Annotated in this window: 4 protein-coding genes; all 4 read right to left on the reverse strand. The window is 39.0% G+C overall.

The window, feature by feature from the left end:
* Window positions 1–36: 36 nt before the first annotated feature.
* On the reverse strand, window positions 37–7,365 hold the full coding sequence (locus VB711_RS06785) for a non-ribosomal peptide synthetase (protein WP_323285055.1): 7,329 nt from the start codon (window positions 7,363–7,365) through the stop codon (window positions 37–39).
* Window positions 7,366–7,426: 61 nt separating this feature from the next.
* The gene (locus VB711_RS06790; RefSeq protein ID WP_323285056.1) at window positions 7,427–11,857 is read right to left on the reverse strand and encodes a type I polyketide synthase; all 4,431 of its coding nucleotides are present in this window, start codon (window positions 11,855–11,857) and stop codon (window positions 7,427–7,429) included.
* Window positions 11,858–11,876: 19 nt separating this feature from the next.
* Entirely contained in the window at window positions 11,877–15,110 is a 3,234-nt protein-coding gene (locus VB711_RS06795; RefSeq protein ID WP_323285057.1) for an amino acid adenylation domain-containing protein, read from the reverse strand.
* Window positions 15,107–22,765, reverse strand: coding sequence for an amino acid adenylation domain-containing protein (locus tag VB711_RS06800; protein WP_416233567.1), 7,659 nt, complete (start codon window positions 22,763–22,765; stop codon window positions 15,107–15,109). Before VB711_RS06800 ends, VB711_RS06795 begins: the two co-directional genes overlap by 4 nt.
* Window positions 22,766–22,806 lie beyond the last annotated feature (41 nt).

Genomic DNA, 22,806 nt, shown 5'->3' on the forward strand with positions numbered 1-22,806 from the left:
GAATGAGAGTTTAGGAGATTAATTTTCATCCTCATGTCAAACTATCTCTCCTCTTTCCTCTCTGCGCCTCTGCGTCTCTGCGTGCAATAAATCAACCTCTTCTAACTGTATTTTTTGAAGTAATCTTTCTACTTCCTCATCTGAAAGTTTATCCAAATTCGCAAGTAATTTTTCAGGATTATTGCGTTCAATACGTTCAATTGTAATTTCTTGTTTTGCTTCCCACTGATGTTTGAGTAATTCAACTTGTGCAGTTAAGGTAGGGTTGAGAAAAAATTCACGTATGGATAAATTAAGTTGGAAAGTTTGCCGCATCTGAGTAATTATCTGAGTTGCTGATAATGAATTACCTCCCAATTCAAAGAAATTATTGTGAATACTTGAAATTTCTACATTTAAAATAGATTCCCATAGTTGAGCCAGTGCTATTTCTAATTCTGTGGAAGGAGGTATAATAGGAAATTCTGACTGGTTAAATTGATATTCTGGCTGAGGTAAAGCACGTCGGTCAATTTTGCCATTTGGTGTTAATGGCAGGGTTTCTAGGGGAATATAGAGGCTGGGTATCATATATTCTGGTAATGTTTGTTGGAGAAATTGTCGTAATTTTTGGGTAATTAATTCGGCTTTTGTTATCTTGGTTTGAGGAGTTTCTGGTGATAACCAACGGGTTGTCCAAAGGGGATCTATAATACCTCCTACAAACCCATGTAAGAATATTTGCTGTTCATTTAAAATAAAATGTTCACGGATAGCATCAAATTCTAAATCACCTATGGGACACAACCCTAAATTTTGATTGGGTGCGGTTTCCATTAATAGTTGACCAATATAACCTGCTTCTAGTAAACAGAAATCCCTGGATTTATCACCGTAAATGGGTGAAATTGCTTGTAAGTTACCAATTAAAAATATAGAAAATGCTGCTTGTGCAAAAATCTCTTGATTTATGCCGTAAATACTACTATCAATGTTCGCTATTTCGCTTAAATAGATAAATTGATGTTGTTGGGGATGATAGTAATAAAAACCAGCCGCTAAATTTTCCACTCGATGGGGTTTGATATAGATATATGTTTGAACTGGATATAAACTACCAGCCGAAGCATAGCGATATTTTGGTAGTGGAGAATTTTGTAATTGCTGCATTTGCAAACACTCAAAAAATTCACCCAAGGCAGTTAAGGGGACAATTTCTTCTAAAAACTGGCGATAACTTTGTCGTCTCAAGTTAACGTGATCAGTCTCAATTCTAGGTAAAGCCACAGAACGCACTCCAACATCAAACTTTCTTATTCCCTTTTGTTGCAATTTGAAATCAAGTTGCGAGAAAGAATTAAATGTGTTTTGACTGAAATTCACCCCTGATTTTAACACTAGATAAGCAACTAATTGTTTTTGAGATGGTGTAGTTCCCACGGTCGTCACAATGGCTTGAGTTATGGCTGGATGTTGTTGTAAAGCTGCTTCAATTTCCCCTAATTCAATTCGATAGCCGTTAACTTTAACTTGAAAATCTTCCCGTCCTAAAAATTCTATTTTCCCATCAGGTAAGTAGCGTCCTAAATCACCAGTTTTATAAAGAGGGTTATTTCTTTCCCCCATACCCAGTTCCCAGTTTTTAATAAACCTTTCCTTCGTCAATTCTGGATTTTGCCAATATCCTTTAGCGACTCCTAAACCACCAATGTAAATTTCACCTATAGCCCAGGTGGGACAGATTTCTAGGGTATGATTAAGGACGTAAACTTGTTGATTGCTAAGGGAATAACCGTAGGGAATACTTTTCCAATTGGGATCGATTTCGCTTATGGGGTAGAAAATAGACCAGATAGAAGCCTCTGTAGCACCGCCTAAGCTAATAATTTGAGGATGATTAAAGTGGCTACGAATGCGTTCGGGTAATGTCAAAGGAATCCAGTCACCACTGAGTAAAATTAGCCGCAGTGTTTGGTTTTTACTGGGGGATGAGTCGAGTAAAAGCTGAATCAGGGCGGGAACTGAGTTCCAAATAGTCACCTGGTATTGGTTGATTAACTGCATCCAATGGGCGGGATTGTTACCGCTATCAGGGATGACGATTGTTCCCCCAGCCGCTAAAATGCCAAAGATGTCGTACACCGATAAATCAAAACTCAGGGATGATACCGCTAAAACTCGGTCATTTGCTGTTACGCCAAAGCGTTGATTAATATCTAATATTGTGTTGACTGCACCTTGATGATCAATCATTACACCTTTGGGCGTTCCCGTTGAGCCGGATGTGTAAATTACATAAGCTAAATCTGTGGGTTGCTGTCTTACTCCCTCTCCTTTGCAAGGGGAGGGCTGGGGTTGGGTATCAACACATATCCGAGTCAAACCATCAGTCCATTCTAAAGTTGCATCTAACCAGGATTGGGTGAGGATAATTTGTACTTGGGTTTCTTGTAACAGGTGCAAACGACGCTGGGCTGGTAATTGCGGGTCAATAGGCACATAGGCAGCACCAGTAGTTAGAATTGCTAAGGCTGCAACTACTTGTTCCCAACCTTTATCCATGACAATTGCTACTAATTGGTTAGGAATTACACCTGATTTTTGTAAATGTTCGGCGAGATCACAGACGCGATCGCTCACCTGTTGGTAAGTTAAAGTATTTTCTGTAGTTACGATTGCTGACTGGTTTGGTTGTTTTACTACCTGCTGGAAAAATAGGGTATGGAGGCAGGGAGAAGGAGGCAGGAGGCAGGGGGCAGGGGGCAGGGGGATGTTATTGGTATCTGGTTCTACTAACTGTTCTAGGAAATTACAGTAGGTGTGGAACATCTCATCTAACATTCCTGGGGGGAAAAGTTCATCAATGGTGTCCCAATTAAATACTAATGCGCCGGCTACTTCTCCTATTTGATGGTCAAAATACACTTGAGAGGTTTGGCTAAGGCTGTATATTAAGTCACCTTGCCAATGGCGTTTATCTTCTGTTTGTTGATGATCTTGGGTGAGGGTGCTGGTAAAAACTACAGGCATTAATGCTTCTGTCACCCGTTGTTGCTGACGCGCTAATTGACGCAGTACCTCTACACCACTGTAATAACGATTGTCTAAATCATCCCACAGTTGGGTTTGGATGCGGTGAGCTAGTTCGAGGAAATTGTTACACCCTGCACTGGCAATTTCTAAAAGCAGGGAGGCGGTAAAATCCCCGACAATTTGATTGACTTGAGGATGTAGGGGTAGACGGTTAAATAAGGTCAGATTTAGGGTAAAACTGGGAGTTTTACACCACCGAGAGAGAATTTTGGCAAAAGCAGCCAACAAGATGCCCGATGGTGTAATTCCCACTTCGCTGGCTTGCTGTTTGAGTTTTTGCCATTGGCTTGGGGATAAAGTTCCACTGCGACGGGTGAAATGTGGTTCTGTAATTTTACTGAGTCGTTTTGTTAAAGGTAATTCTGGCGCTGGGGATAGAGTCGTGAGGCGATTTTGCCAATAGGCTTGAGAACGGTGATAAATTGCTGATTCTCGTAATGTTTTTTCTGTGAGGACGTAATCTCGAAAAGTTAAGTTTATGGGTGGTAACTCGACATCTGGATTTTCCAGAATTTGGACTAATTCTCTACCTAATAAGCGAAAACTCCAAGCGTCACCGATTAGAACATCAAAGCTAATGCAGAAGCGGATTTTGTTCTCATCTAATAAAATTGCTTGAATTTCAAATAAGGGGTAGGTGTCAGTGGGACGAATTTGATGGGAAAGGTGTTGGCGGATATCCTGGAGTGCAGAATCTACCCCCCGCAAATCTGTCACCGCAATTTTGAAATCGGGGACTTGTGATAAAACTTGTTGCTGTCCATCAGTTTGGACAATCACCCGCAGCATATCATGGCGTTTAATCAATCGCTGCATTGCCATTTCTACCTGTGCAACAGTTAACCCCACCGTTTCAATTTCTTGATAACCGTGTGTAGCAATGTTACCCAACTCAAAAGCGGCGTTACGTCCGATGAAGTAAGCTTGCTGAATATCTGTTAAAGGAAAAGGTTGATAACGTTCTTGGGGTTGGGGTTGAATTTTGGGTAATCCGAAACCTAACCCCCTAACCCCCTTCCCTGCAAGGGAATGGGGGAATGTCAAAGCCTCTCTCCTCGTAGGAGAGAGGTTTGGAGAGAGGTCAATTTGTGCGGCTAAACTGGCAATGGTGGGAAACTGAAATAGGTACTTTAGAGGTACTTCTACCTGTAAGGATTCATTAATTCTCGCTACTAATTGAATCCCCAGGAGTGAATGTCCTCCTAATGTAAAAAAGTTATCATAAATGCCGATTTGCTCAACTAAGAGAATTTCTTGCCAAATTGCTGCTAAGGTTTGCTCTGTAGGTGTACGAGGTGCTACATAAGCAATGGCTAATTCTAAAGATACTTGATCAATTGCGGGTAACGCCTTGCGGTCAATCTTACCGTTGGGATTACGTGGTAGTGCGTCTAAAGTTATGAAATGGGCAGGAATCATGTATAAAGGTAATTTTTCGCCCAAATATTGCCGTAAATCTGGAATATTTACATTTTTAGGAGCAATATAAGCAACTAAATTTTTATCCCTTGATGGATTTTCACTAGCAATCACCACAGATTCTTGAATTTCTGGATATTCACTCAGTAAAGATTCAATCTCGCCTAATTCAATGCGATAACCACGTATTTTTACTTGATTATCTAATCTGCCCAAGTATTCAATATTGCCATCTTGTAGATAACGAACGCGATCGCCTGTTTTGTAGAGGGTAGATTCACGCAGAGGCGCAGAGGCGCAGAGAGGAAGAGTTTTGAGGAGGAATCTTTCTGCTGTCAATTCTGGACGTTGCCAATATCCTCTGGCTACTCCTGCACCTGCAATGTATAATTCTCCTGGTACACCAATGGGTAATGGTTGTAAATGTTTGTCTAAAATATAAACTTGAGTATTTGCAATAGGACGACCAATAGGAGGAGTAGGACTATTTGGGGTAATATCTTTCAGTTCTATGTAAGTAGAATAAGTAGTATCTTCCGAAGGTCCATAAAGGTTAAAGATTTGCTCAACGTGCGGGAGTTGTTGAAGTTGCTGTACCAATTTCCATGTCAGAGGTTCACCGGCTAAATTAACTGTTTTAACAGAATTAGGAATAGCATTAAAGTTGAGAAGTTGAGTTACTGCACTGGGTACAGTATTAATTAACGTCACCTGATTTTTAGCAGGTAAATTCGGCAAATCCAGAGCATTTTCCGCCAAAATCACCTTACCCCCCCAACAGAGAGGGACAAAAATCTCAAACACCGATAAATCAAAACAAATAGAAGTAGCCGCCAACACCCCAGAAATCGCATCATCATTAAAAACCTCACGCGCCCAGTACAACAAACAAACTGGACTACAATGCTCAATCATCACCCCTTTAGGCTTCCCCGTAGAACCAGAAGTATAAATCAAATAAGCCAAATTCCCCGGACTAACATCCGTCACAGGATTAGTAATAGGATATTCCCCAAAACTCTCCCAATCAGCATCCAAACAAACAACCCTCCCAAACTCCTCTCTGCGCCTCTGCGTCTCTGCGTGAGCCAAAATAATCTCAACTTTCGCATCATCCAAAATATACCGTAATCTCTCATTTGGATAAGCCGGATCTAGCGGAACATAAAAACCCCCAGCTTTGAGAATAGCTAACATCCCAATCACCATTTCCGGGGAACGTTCCAGACAAATTCCCACAGGAGTTTCTGGCTTAACTCCCAAAGTTTGTAAATAATGAGCCAGTTGATTAGCCTTAATATTAATTTCTCGATAAGTAAAAACTTCCTCACCAAAAATCAAAGCAATTGCATCAGGAGTTCTTTGAACCTGCGCTGCAAATAATTCATGAATACACTCATGGGTTGGATATTCCCGTGATGTAGTATTCCAATTAATCAATAATTCTTCTTCCTGAGCAGTTAATAAAGATAAATCTGAAATTTTCGCATCAATATTTGTAACTATACTTTCTAAAAGAATCTGCCAATATTCCGCCATTTGAGCAATAGTAGCAGCATCAAATAATTCGTCACTATATTCAAATTGTCCCTTAATTCCCTGGGGAGTATCTTGTAAATTCAAACGTAATTCATATTTTGCCGTATCTTCCTGAACCTGTAACCTTTCTAAAGTCAGTCCTACTAATTGAGGTGATTGGACTGTTGCCAATTGTAAATCAAATTTCACCTGAAATAAAGGCATCATTTGATTGATATGACGTTCGGGATTTAGGACTTCTACCAACTTTTCAAAAGGTAAATGTTGATGAGCGAAAGCGCCAAGCGTCACCTCACGCACTCGTTTTAATAATTCTGCTATTGTGGGATTTTCGCCTAAATTTGTACGCAATACTACAGTGTTGACTAATAAACCAATAAGATTTTCTGTTTCCTGGCGATCGCGATTAACAATATCTGTACCAATTAATAAATCTTCTTCTCCTGTGTAGCGGTATAGTAATACTTGAAAACTCGCCAGCAGTAGCATAAATAAGGTGACTCCCTGCTTGGCTGCCAAGGTTTTTACTGCTTGGGATAGTGATGGGGAAAGAGAAACTGCATACTGTGAACCGGAGTATGTAGATACATCTTTACGCCAAGTAGGTAATTGTAGAACGGGTAATTCACCGCCCAGTTGTTGTTGCCAATAATTAATTTGTTCTTCTAAAAATGAGCCTTGTAATTGTTGTCTTTGCCACAATGCCCAATCAGCATATTGAATGGGTAATTTTAATAATGGTGAAGACTCTCCCCTTACATAAGCGGAATATAATAGAGAAAGTTCTTTGAGAAAGACACCTACTGACCAGCGATCGGAAATAATATGATGGGTTGTAATTAATAAAATATGTTCATTTTCCGCTAACCGGAAAAGGCTAGTTTTGAATAAAGGTTGAGTTAAATCAAAAGGTGTTTGTGCGGCTGTTAATGCTATTTTTTCGATTTTTTCATTTGTATCTATAATTTCTAAGGTGATGGGTTGCCAAGGTTCGATAATTTGAATTGGCTTGTTCTCGGAATTGATTGTGAAATATGTTCTTAAAGTTTCGTGTCTTTTTCTGAGTTCGTTGATAGCTGATTCTAATGCGGATAGTTGTAAATTTCCCTGCATTTTTAGGACACAAGGGACGTTATAAACATAGCTATCTGGTTCTAATTGTTGGATGAACCAGAGGCGTTGTTGGGCAAAAGATAGGGGGATGTTTTCTGTTTTATTTCGTGGGGGAATGGTGGAGGATTGAGGTAGAGTTAATCCTTTTTCTTTAAGCCGACGTTCAAATAAGGCTTTTTGTTCTGGGGTTAGGGTTGAGAGGATTTGTGAGTAGTTTGACATTTTATTAAGCTCACGCAAAGGCGCAAAGGAGAAAGAACGGAAAAAATAAAGTTTGAATTTTTTAAGAGGGGGTGTTGAGTTGTTGAAGGATTTGCTCTGGGGTGAGGTTTTGGATTTCTGTGAGTAGGGCTGTCATTTCTTCTAGGTTTTGGTTTTGGGTGGTGATGATTTTGGCTATTGCGGCGATGGTGGGTGCTTCGTAGAGGAGGTTTCGCATTGAGAGTTCGACACCAAAGCGATCGCGTAATCTAGAAATGGCTTGAATGGCTAGTAGGGAGTGTCCGCCTAAGTCGAAAAAGCTATCGTTAATTCCAATGGGGGAAATTCCTAAGAGGTCTTGCCAAATTTGCGCGATCGCTGTTTCAATTTCGTTACGGGGTTCAACATATTCATTTGTTAGTTGGGGACGGGTATAACTGTTATCGGTTTCTGTTTTGGTTTTGGTTGGGGTGTTTGTTACCCACTGTTCTAAACGTTTATATAAGTCGGCTTTGGTAACTACAACTGATTCTCGTAAACCCAATTTGATAATATGTTGGGTTGCTTGCCATACTTCTGCCGGGGTGAGTGCTAATACTGCTAAATTAGCGGCGAAACTATGATTAATTTCTGTTTCTAAATCACTCCGACAAGCATCCCAATTAATGCTAATCCAGGGGAATTTGCTATTTTGATTTTCTTGTAGAGCGAACATATCAATTACTGCATTTGCCGCAGCGTAAGCAGCTAAACCTAATCCACCTAAAACTGTAGAAAGGGAAGATTGCAATACACAGAAATCTAGCGATTTATTACGCAAAACTTCAGCTAAAACAGATAAAATTTGGATTTTTGTACGGTAGTTATATTCCCAGTGTTTTGTAGTTAATTGGGGTAATAATGCCATTGAATGCTCATTGCTCATCGGTGTGGAGTAAAATACGCCATGTATTTGTCCGAATTTTGTTTCGGCTTGAGCTATAGCACTTTCTAATTCTGTCTGCTGGGTAATATCTATATTCAGTGATAAGTAATCAATACCAGCATTATCTAAACTTTGTTTGAGAGTTCCGGAAATGATATCGCCCAGTAGCACTAACCGCACTGACATTTTCATCAAAAACTCAGCAAATACTGTTCCTAAACCTGTTGTTAAGTCTCCCACAATTACATAATTTCCTCCTGCTCGTACAGATATTTTTGATTGTAAACCATCTATTAATAAGGGTTTGAAAATCTGATGCCAGCGATAATTACCCCGATAGGCAACTACAGAATCAATCTGATTATTTAAACATTCTGTAATTAATTCTTGGGCGATTTTTTTATTTGTACTAGCTACAGTGGATAATGAAATATCAACACAGCAACAAGTTAATTGTGTTATTTCTTGAGAAATCACCTTACCCATACCCCAAACTGTCGCTTTCATTGGGTGGATATTTTCATTTCCTAACACCAATTGCCCATCATTTGTGACTAGGTTTAATTTTATTTCTTGCTCAAGTGATTGCGATGAAATCGCTTGTGCTAGATACAATAAACTGATGGGTTGCTGTTGTGAATTAGTTGAATCCCATAAATATAAAATATGGTGAGGAATGAGTTCTCGTAGTTCTAAATCTGACCACAATTCGACAAAATCCTGTGAGCATTGGGGATTAATGGTAAAAGTACGATATGCTGGTTGGTCGTATTTTTCACCTTGGCTCACAATAATTACATCATGCCCAGCTACTTGCAGCGTATTAATTATTTCCTGATAAATACCGTAATTATCTATAAATATCAACCAACACAAGCGTTTTTCAGCTATATCTACCTGGGGATGAGGTAAACTACGTTCCCAAGAAGATAAGTAAAATTGAGGAATTGATGATTGGGTATTCTCTGCTTTCAAATCAATCCAGTAACGCTGACGTTGGAAGGGATAGGTGGGTAATGGTAGACGTTGACGTTGTTCCTGTGTGTGGAAATTTTCCCAATCAATTGATACACCTGCTAACCACAATTGCCCCAAAGTTTGCAATAAAAATGCTACATCTGATTGTGTATCTTGGGCATGGCGTAGGGAAGATAAAATTGTATGGGTGTTAGTTTGTTGTTTGGCTAAAGTAGCTAGTGTCCGTCCTGCTCCTACTTCTAGTAAAATTTGCTGAGATTCTGTTAATAGTGTTTTGATTCCTGTGGCAAATTGTACAGGTTGACGCAAGTGATTTCCCCAATAGTGAGGATCAGTTGCTTGTTCTGGTGTAATCCAAGTACCTGTAACGTTAGAAATAAAGGGAATTTTTGGTGTTTTTAGTTGAATTTCCTGAAAAGCGGCGATAAATGGAGTAATTATAGACTCCATTAACGGTGAATGGAAAGCGTGAGATGTTTGTAATCTACGGTTGGAAATTCCCTGTTGATTTAAGTTTTGTTCTAGTTGAGAAATTTCTGCTTCAGTACCAGACACTATACATAATTCTGGTGCGTTGAATGCTGCTATCACCAGATTACCTGTCAACAGAGGTTGTAATTTAGCTGCTGACATTCCTACAGAAACCATTCCCCCGGTTGGACATTGCTGCATTAAACGACCACGCAATGCTACTAATTTTAAAGCATCGGGGAGAGAAAAGACACCAGCTAAAGTGGCTGCCACGTATTCACCTATACTATGTCCAATCATAGCTTGTGGTTGAATACCCCAAGATATCCATAATTTTGCTAAAGCATATTCGATTACAAATAATGCTGGTTGTGCTACGGTTGTCCGGTTGATTTCTTCAGACTCTTTTTGATAAATTTGTGAACGCAAATCTAACCCCAAATCATGCTCTAATAATTCACAGCAATGATCTATTTGTTCTCGAAATATGGCTTCTGTATCATATAATTCCTTACCCATATTCAGGTATTGGCTACCTTGTCCGGGAAACATGAAAGCGATACTTGAGCTTTTTTCAGAGTTTGCATGAGTGTATCTAGTTTCTTTCTCTAAAAGTTGCACTGATTCCTCTTTACTTTGACACAATACCATTCGGCGATATGCAAAATGTTGTCTTCCTATTTGTAGGGTATAAGCAATATCAGCCAGGTTTAATTGTGGATGCTGTTGTAAATGTGTAGCCAGATTAATTGTTGCTTGCTCAAGTGCTTTTTCACTTTTAGCTGATAAACATAACAGATGATAATTGCTTTTAACTTTTGACTTTTTACTTTTGAATTGTATTGGTGCTTCTTCTAAAATTACATGAGCATTTGTTCCACCAATTCCAAAGGAACTGACACCACCACGGCGGGGTGTTTTGTCTGTTTCCCAGTCAACTAAATTAGTATTTACATAAAAAGGTGTTTGAGAAAAATCTATTTGCGGATTTGGCTGTTGAAAATGTAAATTGGGGGGAATTTGTTGATGTTTGAGTGCTAATACAGTTTTAATTAAACTCGCAATTCCCGCAGCCGCATCTAAATGTCCAATATTGGTTTTTACTGATGATATGGCACAAAATCCGGTTTTTTCTGTTCCTACACGGAAGGCTTGAGTTAAGGCTGCAATTTCAATGGGATCACCTAATGCTGTCCCTGTTCCGTGGGTTTCAATATAACTAATCTCTGTTGGTTCTACTCCAGCTATTGCTTGCGCGGTGCGAATTACTGCTGCTTGAGTATCAATTCTTGGTGCTGTATAACTAACTTTTAAACCGCCATCATTATTAATTGCTGAACCTTTAATTACAGCATGAATATAATCTCTATCTTCAATAGCTTCTTGCAATCTTTTGAGGACAACAATACCTAAACCACTACCTGCAATTGTACCTTGAGCATTAGCATCAAAGGCGCGACAATGACCATCAGGTGAATAAATTCCGCCTTCTTGATACAAGTAACCTGTGGCTTTTGCTAAGGATACACCCCCGGCTAGGGCTATGTCACACTCACCACTTAATAAACTCTGACAAGCTATATGAACTGCTACTAAAGATGTGGAACAAGCTGTTTGAATATCTAAACTGGGTCCTCGTAAATTTAATTTATAAGAAACTCTGGTGGTGAGAAAGTCTTTGTCGTTGGAGAGAAATAGTTGATAGCGGCTAACTTGATTTTGAATTTGTGGGTTAGTGATTAAATTTAATAAATAGTTATTCATCGCTGCACCGGCATAAACTCCAATTGCTCCGGTGTAGTTTTCTGGATTATATCCTGCATCTTCCAAGGCTGTCCAAGCACATTCTAAAAATAGTCTGTGTTGGGGGTCGAGAATTTCTGCTTCTCTGGGATTAAAGCCAAAAAATTCTGCATCAAAGTATTCAATGTTGTTTATTATGGCTTGTCTTTTGACGTAATCGGGATGTTTTAATAATGTAGGTTCTACGCCGTTTTCTTTGATTTGTTCGTCGGTTAAGTTGGTTACTGATTCAACTCCATTACAGAGGTTCTGCCAATATTCTTCTAGGTTATTAGCACCGGGGAATTTGCCAGTCATGCCAATTATTGCTATTTCTAATCCTGTGGGGTTGTTCATATATTTTGTTTGAATAGGGTTAGTTTTTTAGTCTGGATTTTCTTTGTTGGAGAAGTCTTTGTTTTCCGGTTTGTTGTTGGGATATTCTGTGTTCTATTTCTTTATCTGGTGGTGGGGTGTTTTGTGTTAGGTATTTTGCTAGGGAATTGATAGTGGGATAACGAAATAGGTCTACTAGGGGAATGTTTTGATTTAGTTTTAGGTGTAGTTGTCCTTGCATTCTGACTATTAATAATGAATGTCCTCCTAAGTCGAAGAAGTTATCATGAATACTGATGTTTTCTATGGCTAGTATTTGTTGCCAAATATCAGCGATCGCTTGCTCAATTTTTGTTTGTGGTGGTAGGAAATTGTCGGTGATAGCTAAATGCAAATTGTTGGGTTTTGGTAATGCTTTGCGGTCTATTTTACCGTTGGGGGTGAGAGGGAATTTTTCTAATAAGATAAATGCCGATGGCATCATATATATAGGTAGTTTTTCTCCTAAAAATGCGCGTAGTTCTGTTTGAATAATCTCAGGGTGGGAGACTATATAAGCTACTAAACGCTGTTCTCCTGGTTCATCTTCTCGCAGGGTGACTACTGCTTGTTCTACTTGGGGATGTTGTGTAATTACAGCCTCTATTTCTCCTAGTTCAATGCGAAAACCACGAATTTTGATTTGATAATCTAATCTGCCTAAGTATTCTAGTTTACCTTCTAAGTAGCGGACGCGATCGCCTGTTTTGTAAAGGGTTTTCTCACGCAGAGGCGCAGAGACGCAGAGAGGAGTTTTGAGGAGAAATCTTTCTGCTGTTAAGTCTGGGCGTTTCCAATATCCTCTGGCTACACCGTATCCACCAATGTAGAGTTCTCCTGGGACGCCGATGGGGACTGGTTGTAAATGTTCGTCTAGGATGTAAAATTGGGTGTTGGCGATGGGATGACCGATGGTTACGGGTTCGTCTATACTGAGTTTTTTTGCTGCTGACCAAATGGTTGTTTCTGTTGGTCCATAAAGATTCCAGACTTCTTGGGTGCAGGATAATAGTTGTTGGGCTAAGGTATTATCTAATGCTTCCCCACCACAGAGAATTTTCAAGTCTTGTTTACCTTCCCAACCACTGGCTAGAAGTAACCGCCAAGTTGCAGGGGTGGCTTGCATGATGGTAATTTGATGTTGTTCTATGCAGGTTGCAAGTTGGCTGGGGTCGAGGGTTTGGGGAGGTAAAACTACCTGCGCGCCTGTAATTAAAGGTAAAAATAATTCTAAGGCGGCGATGTCAAAGGCGATGGTGGTGACTGCTAAAAGTTTGTCGTTAGGGGTGATTGATAATCTTTGTTTCAGATCGGTTAAAATGTTGACGAGCGATCGCCCTTCAATCATCACTCCTTTTGGTTGTCCTGTTGAACCCGATGTATAAATTAAATAAGTTAGTTGTTCCGGCGTTACTTTAATTTGTGGGTCAAAAATTGGCTGTTGATTAATCTTTTCCTCTAATTCATCGAGGTTAATCGTTGCTATTTTATCAGTAATAATATTTGCTAAAGATGCCTGTGCAAGTAATAATCTTAACTCTGCATCTGCCATCATAAAACGCAGACGTTCTGGGGGGAAGGTGGGGTCTAGGGGTATGTATGCTGCACCAGCTTTGAGGATACCCAATAAGGCTATAATCAATAATGGCGATGAACGCTCTAAACAAACCCCTATTCTGTCTTCTGCTTTGATTCCTAGTTGTAGTAAATAATGGGCGATTTGGTTGGATTTGGCGTTTAATTCGGCGTAAGTTAGGATTTTATCTGCAAATACAACTGCTGTCGCGTCTGGTGTTTGTTGTGCTTGCTGACTGATGATTTCATGGACGCATTGGTGAGAAATTTCCTGTGTAGTGGCGTTCCAGTCAATGAGTATTTGTTGTTGTGTGGGACTGAGAAATGGTAGTGCGGATAAAGTACAATTACCCTGTGTCATTCCTAACAACAGAGTTTCTAACTGTTCTAAGATTTGGGTGATGGTGGTATTGTGATAGCGATCGCGATCGTATAAAATCCTTAAAGAAAGCTGAGAATCCACCACTGCATACAGCGTCAGAGGATAATTCGTCTGTTCCGACCCTTGGATATTGCGAATTTCCAAAGATTCTAAAGACTGTTTCAGCGCGGGTTCAATGGGATAATTTTCAAATACCACCAAGGTTTCAAACAGTGGTATGGATGGTGAAACTTCACTCCAACGATGAATATCTACTAAAGAACTATATTCATATTGCCGTATTTCTACTTGCTGATTTTGTAGTTTTTGCAGCCATTGATATAGTGTCTCTTCAGAAGAAACTAACACCCGAAATGGTAAGGTATTAATAAACAATCCCACCATTGTATTAGCACCATTCAGGGAACTGGGACGACCAGCACTAACGATAGCAAATAAAACATCTTTTTCACCACTATAACGACTTAACAACAACGCCCAAGCACCTTGGATAAAGGTATTGATGGTTAATTGTTGTTGTTTGGCTAGGGTTTGCAGTTTGGTAGTTAATTCGACTGAAAGCTGAATATTTTCTTCACGATAATGGCTATGTAAATTATCAGGACGAACATCTATATTTTGATCAACATTTAACCGTGTTGGCGATACAAAACCCTGTAATTGCTGTTTCCAAAAAACCTCAGCTTCCGCCAAATTTTGTTGCTGTAACCAAGCAATATAATCACGATAGCGACGTGAGTTGAATAAAACAGGAGTTTGTTGTTGAATATATGCTTGATAAATAACAATAAATTCTTTTAAAAGCACCTGAACAGACCAACCATCTAATAATAAATGGTGATAACTCCAAACAAATTGATAAACTTCAGATTTCAACTGAATCAGTATCATCCGTATCAGGGGGGCTTGAGACAAATTAAACCCCTGTTCGCGCTGTTTTTGTAGGATAACTTTTAAAGATTCCTGTTGTTTATGAATAGTAAAATCACACCAATCAAGATGAGTAATTTGAAATTTTACTTGCTTACCAACTACTTGTAAAGGCTTTTCTAGCTTATCCCAAACAAAAGCCGTGCGTAAAACAGAATGACGATTGATTAAATATTGCCAAGCAGCCTCAAAAGCGGGAATATTTAAATTACCATGTAACTCATAACTTACCTGTACCACATAAGCACCAGAATCAGGTGCATACAGACTATGAAATAACATACCCTGTTGCAAAGGAGAGAGGGGATAAATATCTTCTATATTTTGGCGATTTAAATTAGTATTCATTCCATACCCTCCGTTTCAAAACTGATCATCTCCATTACTAAATCCAAAGTTTCTTGATTTAAACTTGCTAACTCAAAATCAGAAGGTGTGTAACCTCCAATATTTGGTAAACGACAATGATTGATAATTGCTTGTAATCCTTCCTGAAAATTATTTACCAATTGCAAAATCGTTGCTTGTTGATACTGCTTTTGACTATATATCCAATCAAACTGTAATTTATTTTCTCGCACAAAGCCAATAATTTCTATACTATAACGTCGAGTTTGTTGTTTATCTTGGTTTGTAGTTCCAGATAAAGGTAGCCATTTAAATTTTCCAGCTTCTAAACCTAAATCTAATTGTCCTAAATAATTAAAGCTGATTTCCGCTTGAGGTAAATCCCACAACTGTTGACTTACTTCACTATCATCAAGGTAGCGGAGTATTCCATAAGCGAACCCTTGATTAGGTACTGCGCGTAATTGTTCCTTAATCCCTTTCAGCATTTCTCCCCAATCATCACTTTCTTTTGATAATAAACAGGGATAAATTGTTGTAAACCAACCCACAGTCCGAGATATATCTATATCTTCACCCGGAAAATTACGACCATAACCTTCCAAATCAAGCAACACAAAATCATTATCTATCCATTTCGATATAGTAGCAGTTACAGCAGTTAATAAAACATCATTAATTTGTGTATTGTAAACCGCAGGAACTTCTGTTAATAAAGCCTGAGTATCTTCAACAGAAAGCATTACAGTCAAAGCTTTAACATCAGCTACCCGATTACTACCATCAGAATAATTTTTTGGGAATTGTGTAACTTCCTTATATTTCCTTGATAACCAATATGTTAATTCCTGTTTAAGATATTCCGACTGAGCATAATTATATAACTTTTCCGCCCAACTTAAAAAAGAAATAGTCTTAGCAGGTAAAGTAATTGCTTGTTTTGCTAAAACCTGCTGATAAGCCATTTGAAAATCCGCCAACAAAATCCGCCAAGAAACCCCATCAACAACCAAATGATGGATAATAATTAATAACCTAGACACCACACCCAAATCAAAATGAACCACCCTCAATAAAGGAGCATTACCAATATTTAAACTAGCCTGTATTTCACCAGAAACCTCTTGAATAACTCTATCCTGCTCACTCCCAGACAAACCGGACAAATCACAACAAACCAGAGGAACATCCCCCCCCATCTCAACAACCTCTCCCCTCTCTCTCTCTGCGCCTCTGCGCCTCTGCGTGAGAAAACTCTTAAATCCAAATTGACACCGCAACATATCATGATGTAACAACAAACCTCTAACCACCTCAGCTAAAATCTCAGATTCTAACTTCTCAGAACACCCCAAAAATACAGCCTGATTAAAATAATGCTGATTCACCAACTCCTGCTCAAAAAACCAACATTGAACCGGAGTCAAACGCACAGCACCAGTAATCATCCCCTGACTTGGAATCAACTTATTAGGACTAACAACTGATGCAAGTTCAGCAATAGTTTGATATTGAAAAAGCTGCTTAGGCGTTAACTGTAATCCCACTTGATTAACCTTAGATATCACCTGAATAGCTAAAATTGAATCCCCTCCAAGCGCGAAAAAATTATCATAAATACCCACTTGGGACAACTTCAAAACCGATGACCAAACTTCTACTAACTTAGCTTCTATATCATTACGCGGTTTAGTTCCATCTGGAAAACTTGTAATTTCCGGTGCTGGTAATTTCTGTCTATCGACCTTACCATTAACTGTCAGAGGTAGACTTTCTAAAGCAACAAAAAAGTGAGGAATTAAATAATCAGGAAGACGTTGTTGTAAAAATTCTCGCAGATTATCTGGTGTAGTATCTGAAGGGATAAAGTAGGCTATGAGTTGTTTTTCACGAACAATAACCACACATTCTTTTACTGCTGAATGGCCATTTAATACCGATTCTATCTCACCTAACTCAATGCGAAATCCTCGAATTTTTACTTGATTGTCTAATCTACCCAAGTATTCAATATTACCATCAAGACGGTAACGAGCGCGATCGCCTGTTTTATATAATGGACTAGACAAAGGATGCTGAATAAACCTTTCATTGGTTAAACCTGGTTGATTTAAGTAACCACGCGCAAGTCCGTCACCAGCAATATATAACTCACCAGGAACGCCTACAGGTACAAGGTTTAGGTGCTTATCAAGAATATAAACTTGAGTATTATTGATAGAACGACCAATGGGAACAGTGTTACCCTCACAGATATCGGTAACTGTATAACAACAGGTAAAGGTAGTATTTTCAGTCGGACCATAACCATTAATTACACGACATTCAGGATGATTTTGCAGCAATTTATTAATATGAACAGCAGATAAAACATCACCACCAGCTATTAATTGTTTAACTGGTTTTAAACTTTCAAGATGTTCATCTACCATCAGGTGAAATAAGCCGGCTGTTAACCACAAAGTAGTAATTTGATGTTGTGCGATCGCCTCGCCAATTTCTGCTAATGTGGGTTGTTGACTAGATAAAATCACCAACCGACTACCATTTAATAATGCTCCCCAAATTTCAAATGTAGAAGCATCAAAAGCTATGGGTGCGGCTTGAAGTAAGGTTTCATCAGCACTTAAATTTACATAATTGCAATTTTTGACAAGTCGCACGACACCACGATGGGGGATACATACACCCTTGGGAAGTCCTGTAGAACCAGAAGTGTACATGACGTAGGCGAGATTTTCGGGTGTGGTTTGGTTGACTGGGTTGGTTGTGAGATATGGCGCTAAATTTGTTGTATCAAAACAGAAGATAGGTAAATCGGGTAATTGGGGGATGTGTTGTTGTTGGGTGAGTATTACCTGTATTTGAGCATCTTCAATTAAAAATTCTAGACGTTCTTGGGGATAAGTTGGGTCTAAGGGAACGTAAAAACCACCAGCTTTGAGAATTGCTAAAATACCAATGATAAAATCTAGGGAACGGTGAACGCAAATTCCTACAGCTACTTCTGGCTGAACTCCCAAAGATTTGAGATAATATGCAAGTTGATTAGCTTTCGCGTTGAGTTCGCTGTAAGTAATAGAACTTACGCAAAAACTCTCCCAAACTCCTCTTCCTCCGTGACCTCTGTGTCCTCTGTGGTTCGTTTTTTCATCCCCCGTCCCAATAGTTTGATGATTACAAATAACTGCAATTTCATCACCAAATTTTGCGACTTGCTGCTCAAATAATTCTTGTATGCTATAAGATATAGGATTTGTAATTGAACCACCAAAATTGATAATTTGCTGAAGTTCTCCCTCACTCATCAAAGGTAAATCAGAGATTTTTTGACTTGCTTCAGAAGTCATTCCTAACAAAATATTCTGGAAATGTTCTGTAAAACGTTGAATCGTTGTTTCTGTAAACAAATCACAGTTATATTCCCATTTACCTTGTAAACCTGCGTCTGTTTCCGCAATCATCAAGGTGAGGTCAAATTTTGCAGTACCGCTATCAATTTCTAGGGGACTCCAACGCAAACCAGGAATTTCTATTGGCTGAGTTGGTGCATTCTCAACTATCAGCATAACTTGAAACAAGGGTGAATAACTCAAAGAGCGCGCCACATTCAAAGCTTCCACTACCTGGTCAAATGGTACATCTTGATGGCTATATGCAGTTAACACAATTTCCCTAACCCGTGGTAATAATTCCGCCACGTTGGGATTATCTTCTAGGGAAATCAAGAGCGCGAAAGTATTCACAAAAAAACCAATTAATCCCTCTGTACCAGGATAATGACGATTCGCTACAGGGCTACCAATGACGAGTTTTTCTTGTTGACTATAGCGATGTAACAAGATACTTAACGCCGAAAACATTACCATAAATAATGTAGTTTGCGTTTCTTGACCAAGCTGTTTAATTTTCTCTGTTAATTCCCCAGATATTGTAAAACTATGACGCTGACCTCGAAATGTTTGAATAGCTGGACGCGGATAATCTGTAGGTAATTCTAATAGTTCTGGCGCTGACTCTAATTGTTGTTCCCAATATTCAAGTTGATAATTAAATTTATCACTTTGTGACCTTTGCCAAGCTGCAAAATCAGCATATTGAATTTTTAATGGTGTAAGGGTAGAAGGTTGTTTTTGAGAAAATGCTTGATATATACTCGCTATTTCCTGGGCGAATACATTAATTGACCAACCATCGGTAATGATGTGGTGCATGGTCAATAATAAAATGTATTCGTGAGGATTCAAATATAGTAATTTTGCTCGTAAAAGTGGACTTTTTTCTAAATTAAAAGGTTGCTGACTTTCTTGTTTTGCAAGTTGCTGTTGTTGAGATGAAGGAAGAAAACTTAAATCTACAACTGGGATATTGATATCTATTTCCGGTTTAATTACTGCTACCCCTTGTCCATTAATATTCAGGAAACTGGTACGCAAAACTTCATGACGCTGGATAATTTCTTTAAAACTTTGCGTCAGGATATTAACATTTACATCACCAGTAAGTCGTAAAGCAGCAGCTACGTTGTAGGATGGGTTTTCAGGTTCAATCTGCGCCAACATCCACAAACGTTGTTGAGCAAAAGAAAGCAATATTTTATCTGTATTTTGCCTCACAGAAATTGAGCTATATAGAGATATTTTTGAAGAATTAATTAACGTTGCTAATTCAACAATTGTCGGTTTTTCAAATACTTGTCTTAACGAAATATCTACCCCAAATACCTGCTGAATTTGGGAAGCTAGACGAATAACTAATAGGGAATGACCACCCAAAGCAAAGAAATTATCTGTAATTCCCACTGCATTTAAATTCAATATATTTTGCCAAATATTCAGCAGTAATTCTTCTGTGGGTGTGCGTGGTACAATTATTTCTGATAATGTGTTGAATTGTGGTTTTGGTAATGCACGACGATCAACTTTACCGTTAGGAGTTAATGGCAGTGCATCTAAGGTGATAAATTGAGAAGGAATCATGTAATCTGGCAGATGTTTTGCCAAATATTGCCGCAGATTTGATATTTGTGAGACAATATAAGCAACTAATCGTTTATCCCCTGTTGTATCTTCTGTCATAATCACAACAGATGCTTTTACCTCTGGATGTTGGCTGAGTAACTCTTCTATCTCACCTAACTCAATCCGAAACCCTCGTATTTTTACTTGATTGTCAACCCTTCCTAAGTATTCAATTGTACCATCAGGTAGATAACGAGTGCGATCGCCTGTTTTGTATAGGGTTTTCTCACGCAGAGACGCAGAGGCGCGGAGAATGAGAAATTTTTCTGCTGTTAATTCGGGGCGATTTAAATAACCTCTGGCGACTCCTACACCGCCAATGTATAGTTCTCCGGGTACACCGATGGGGACTGGTTGTAAATGTTGATCAAGGATGTAAAATTGGGTGTTGGCGATGGGATGACCGATGGTAACGGGTTCATCTGGAATGAGTTTTTGTGCTGCTGACCAAATAGTTGTTTCCGTCGGACCGTAGAGATTCCACACCTCTTGACCAGATGATAACAATTGCTGCGCTAAAGACTGATCCAAAGCTTCCCCACCGCAGAGAATTTTTAAATCTGCTTTACCAGTCCAACCATGAGCGATAAGTAAACGCCAAGTAGCCGGGGTAGCTTGCATCACCGTCACTTGCTGCTGTTCCATGATAGCTGCTATCTGCGAGGGATCAGCCAAAGCTGTTTGCGGTGTTAAAATCACTCGCGCACCGACAATTAAAGGCAAAAACAACTCTAAAGCCGCAATATCAAAAGCAATAGTCGTAATAGCTAACCAATGGTCTGTAGAACATATTCCCAACTCCTGCTGCAAAGCCGTGATAGTATTAGTGAGCGATCGCTGTTCAATCATCACCCCCTTAGGCTTCCCCGTAGACCCAGAAGTATAAATCACATAAGCCAAACTTTCTGCTGTAACATCACTGATAGGATTCTCAATAGATTGTAGTGCGATCCTCCCTTCCTCCTCTGCGCCTCTGCGTCTCTGCGTGAGCATTACCCCCACTTTTGCATCATCCAAAATATACTGTAATCGTGCTTCAGGATAAGCCGGATCTAAAGGTACATAGAACCCCCCAGCCTTGAGAACCCCCAACATAGAAATGATCATTTCCGGGGAACGTTCCAGACAAATTCCCACAGGAGTTTCCGGTTTCACTCCCAAACCTTGTAAATAATGAGCCAGTTGATTAGCTTTAATATTAAGTTCTCGATAAGTAAAAGATTCCCCACCAAAAACCAACGCAATTCCATCAGGTATTCTTTCCACCTGCGCTTCAAATAGCTGATGAATGCACAGATTCGGATATATTTGTGTAGTTTTATTCCACTCTTCTAATATTAGTTGTTTTTCTTGCGGTGTTAAAATTGATATCTGTGAAAGCCTTTGGTCAGGATTTTTCACCATTGACAACAGCAAAGTTTCCAAATGTCCTAAAAGACGCGAAATCGTTGCTGCATCAAAATAAGAAATATCATAACTAACTTTAAATAACAACTCCTCTCCAGGAATTACTGTTAGTGTTAGAGGATAATTTGTTTTTTCAAATCCTTGGGTATCTTCAATTTGGAGAGTCTGATCAAAACTTTTGATGATTGATTCTATCGACACTGGATAATTTTCAAATACCAGCAAACTTTCAAATAAAGATATTCTGCGAGGAACGGAACTCCAACCTTGAATATCTACCAAAGAACTATAACTATATTGTTCTCTTTCTACCTGTTCCGCTTGCAATTTTTCCAGCCAAGGTATTAATTTTGCTTCACCATCTACATAAACCCGCACAGGTAAAGTATTGATAAATAGACCAACTATCCTTTCTACTTGCGGTAATTCTGGAGGACGACCGGAAACAGTAGTACCAAACAATACATCATTCTCACTGCTATAACGGCTTAATAATAACGCCCAAGCCCCTTGGACTAAAGTATTGACGGTAAGATGATGCTGACGGACAAAGTTTTGTAGTTGTTCAGTTTGTTGACTGTTGAGTGTTGACTGTTGACTGAGAATTGAGGATTGGTTATTTTCTCTATTCCCCAAAACTGTGGGCGCTGTAAAATTCTGAAGATGCTTACGCCAATAATTTTCCGCTTGTTCTGGGTTTTGTTGCTGTAGCCAAAGAATATAATTACTGTAAGGTGTAGGAGGTGGTAATGTTACATCTTGCCCTTGACAAAATGCTTTATATAGTCTGAAAACTTCTGTTAATAAAATCCCGTTACACCAACCATCCATGAGTAAATGATGGTGACTCCAGATAAACTGGTATTTATTAAACTTTAAGCGAATTACAGCACAACGCATGAGGGGAGGTTGGTTTAAATCAAAACCAGAATTATAATCCCTTTCTAAAAACTCAGTTAATTTAGTTTGTTGTACAGTATCTTCTAAACCACACCAATCTAAATTTTGCCAAGGTAATTCTACATTTTCATATACTACTTGTAATGGTTTTTCTAACTCTGAATAATGAAAAGCAGTCCGCAGCACTGAATGACGCTCAACTACACGCTGCCAAGCTTGACGAAAAGCTGCTAAATTCAAATTACCACGAATGAGACAATTACGCTGCTCAAAATATACGCCTGAATTGGGAGCATACAAGGTATGAAATAACATTCCCGCTTGCATGGGAGAAAGTTCGTAGATGTCAATAATGCTGCTTTCCACTT

This window comes from Cronbergia sp. UHCC 0137 (assembly GCF_034932285.1).
Lineage (GTDB): Bacteria > Cyanobacteriota > Cyanobacteriia > Cyanobacteriales > Nostocaceae > Cronbergia.

Bases quoted from the DNA above. Each gene is read 5' to 3' on its own strand.
- VB711_RS06785 (WP_323285055.1), bottom strand. From the start codon at position 7,365: ATGTCAAACTACTCACAAATCCTCTCAACCCTAACCCCAGAACAAAAA.
- VB711_RS06800 (WP_416233567.1), bottom strand. From the start codon at position 22,765: ATGCAAGCGGGAATGTTATTTCATACCTTGTATGCTCCCAATTCAGGC.
- VB711_RS06790 (WP_323285056.1), bottom strand. From the start codon at position 11,857: ATGAACAACCCCACAGGATTAGAAATAGCAATAATTGGCATGACTGGC.
- VB711_RS06795 (WP_323285057.1), bottom strand. From the start codon at position 15,110: ATGAATACTAATTTAAATCGCCAAAATATAGAAGATATTTATCCCCTC.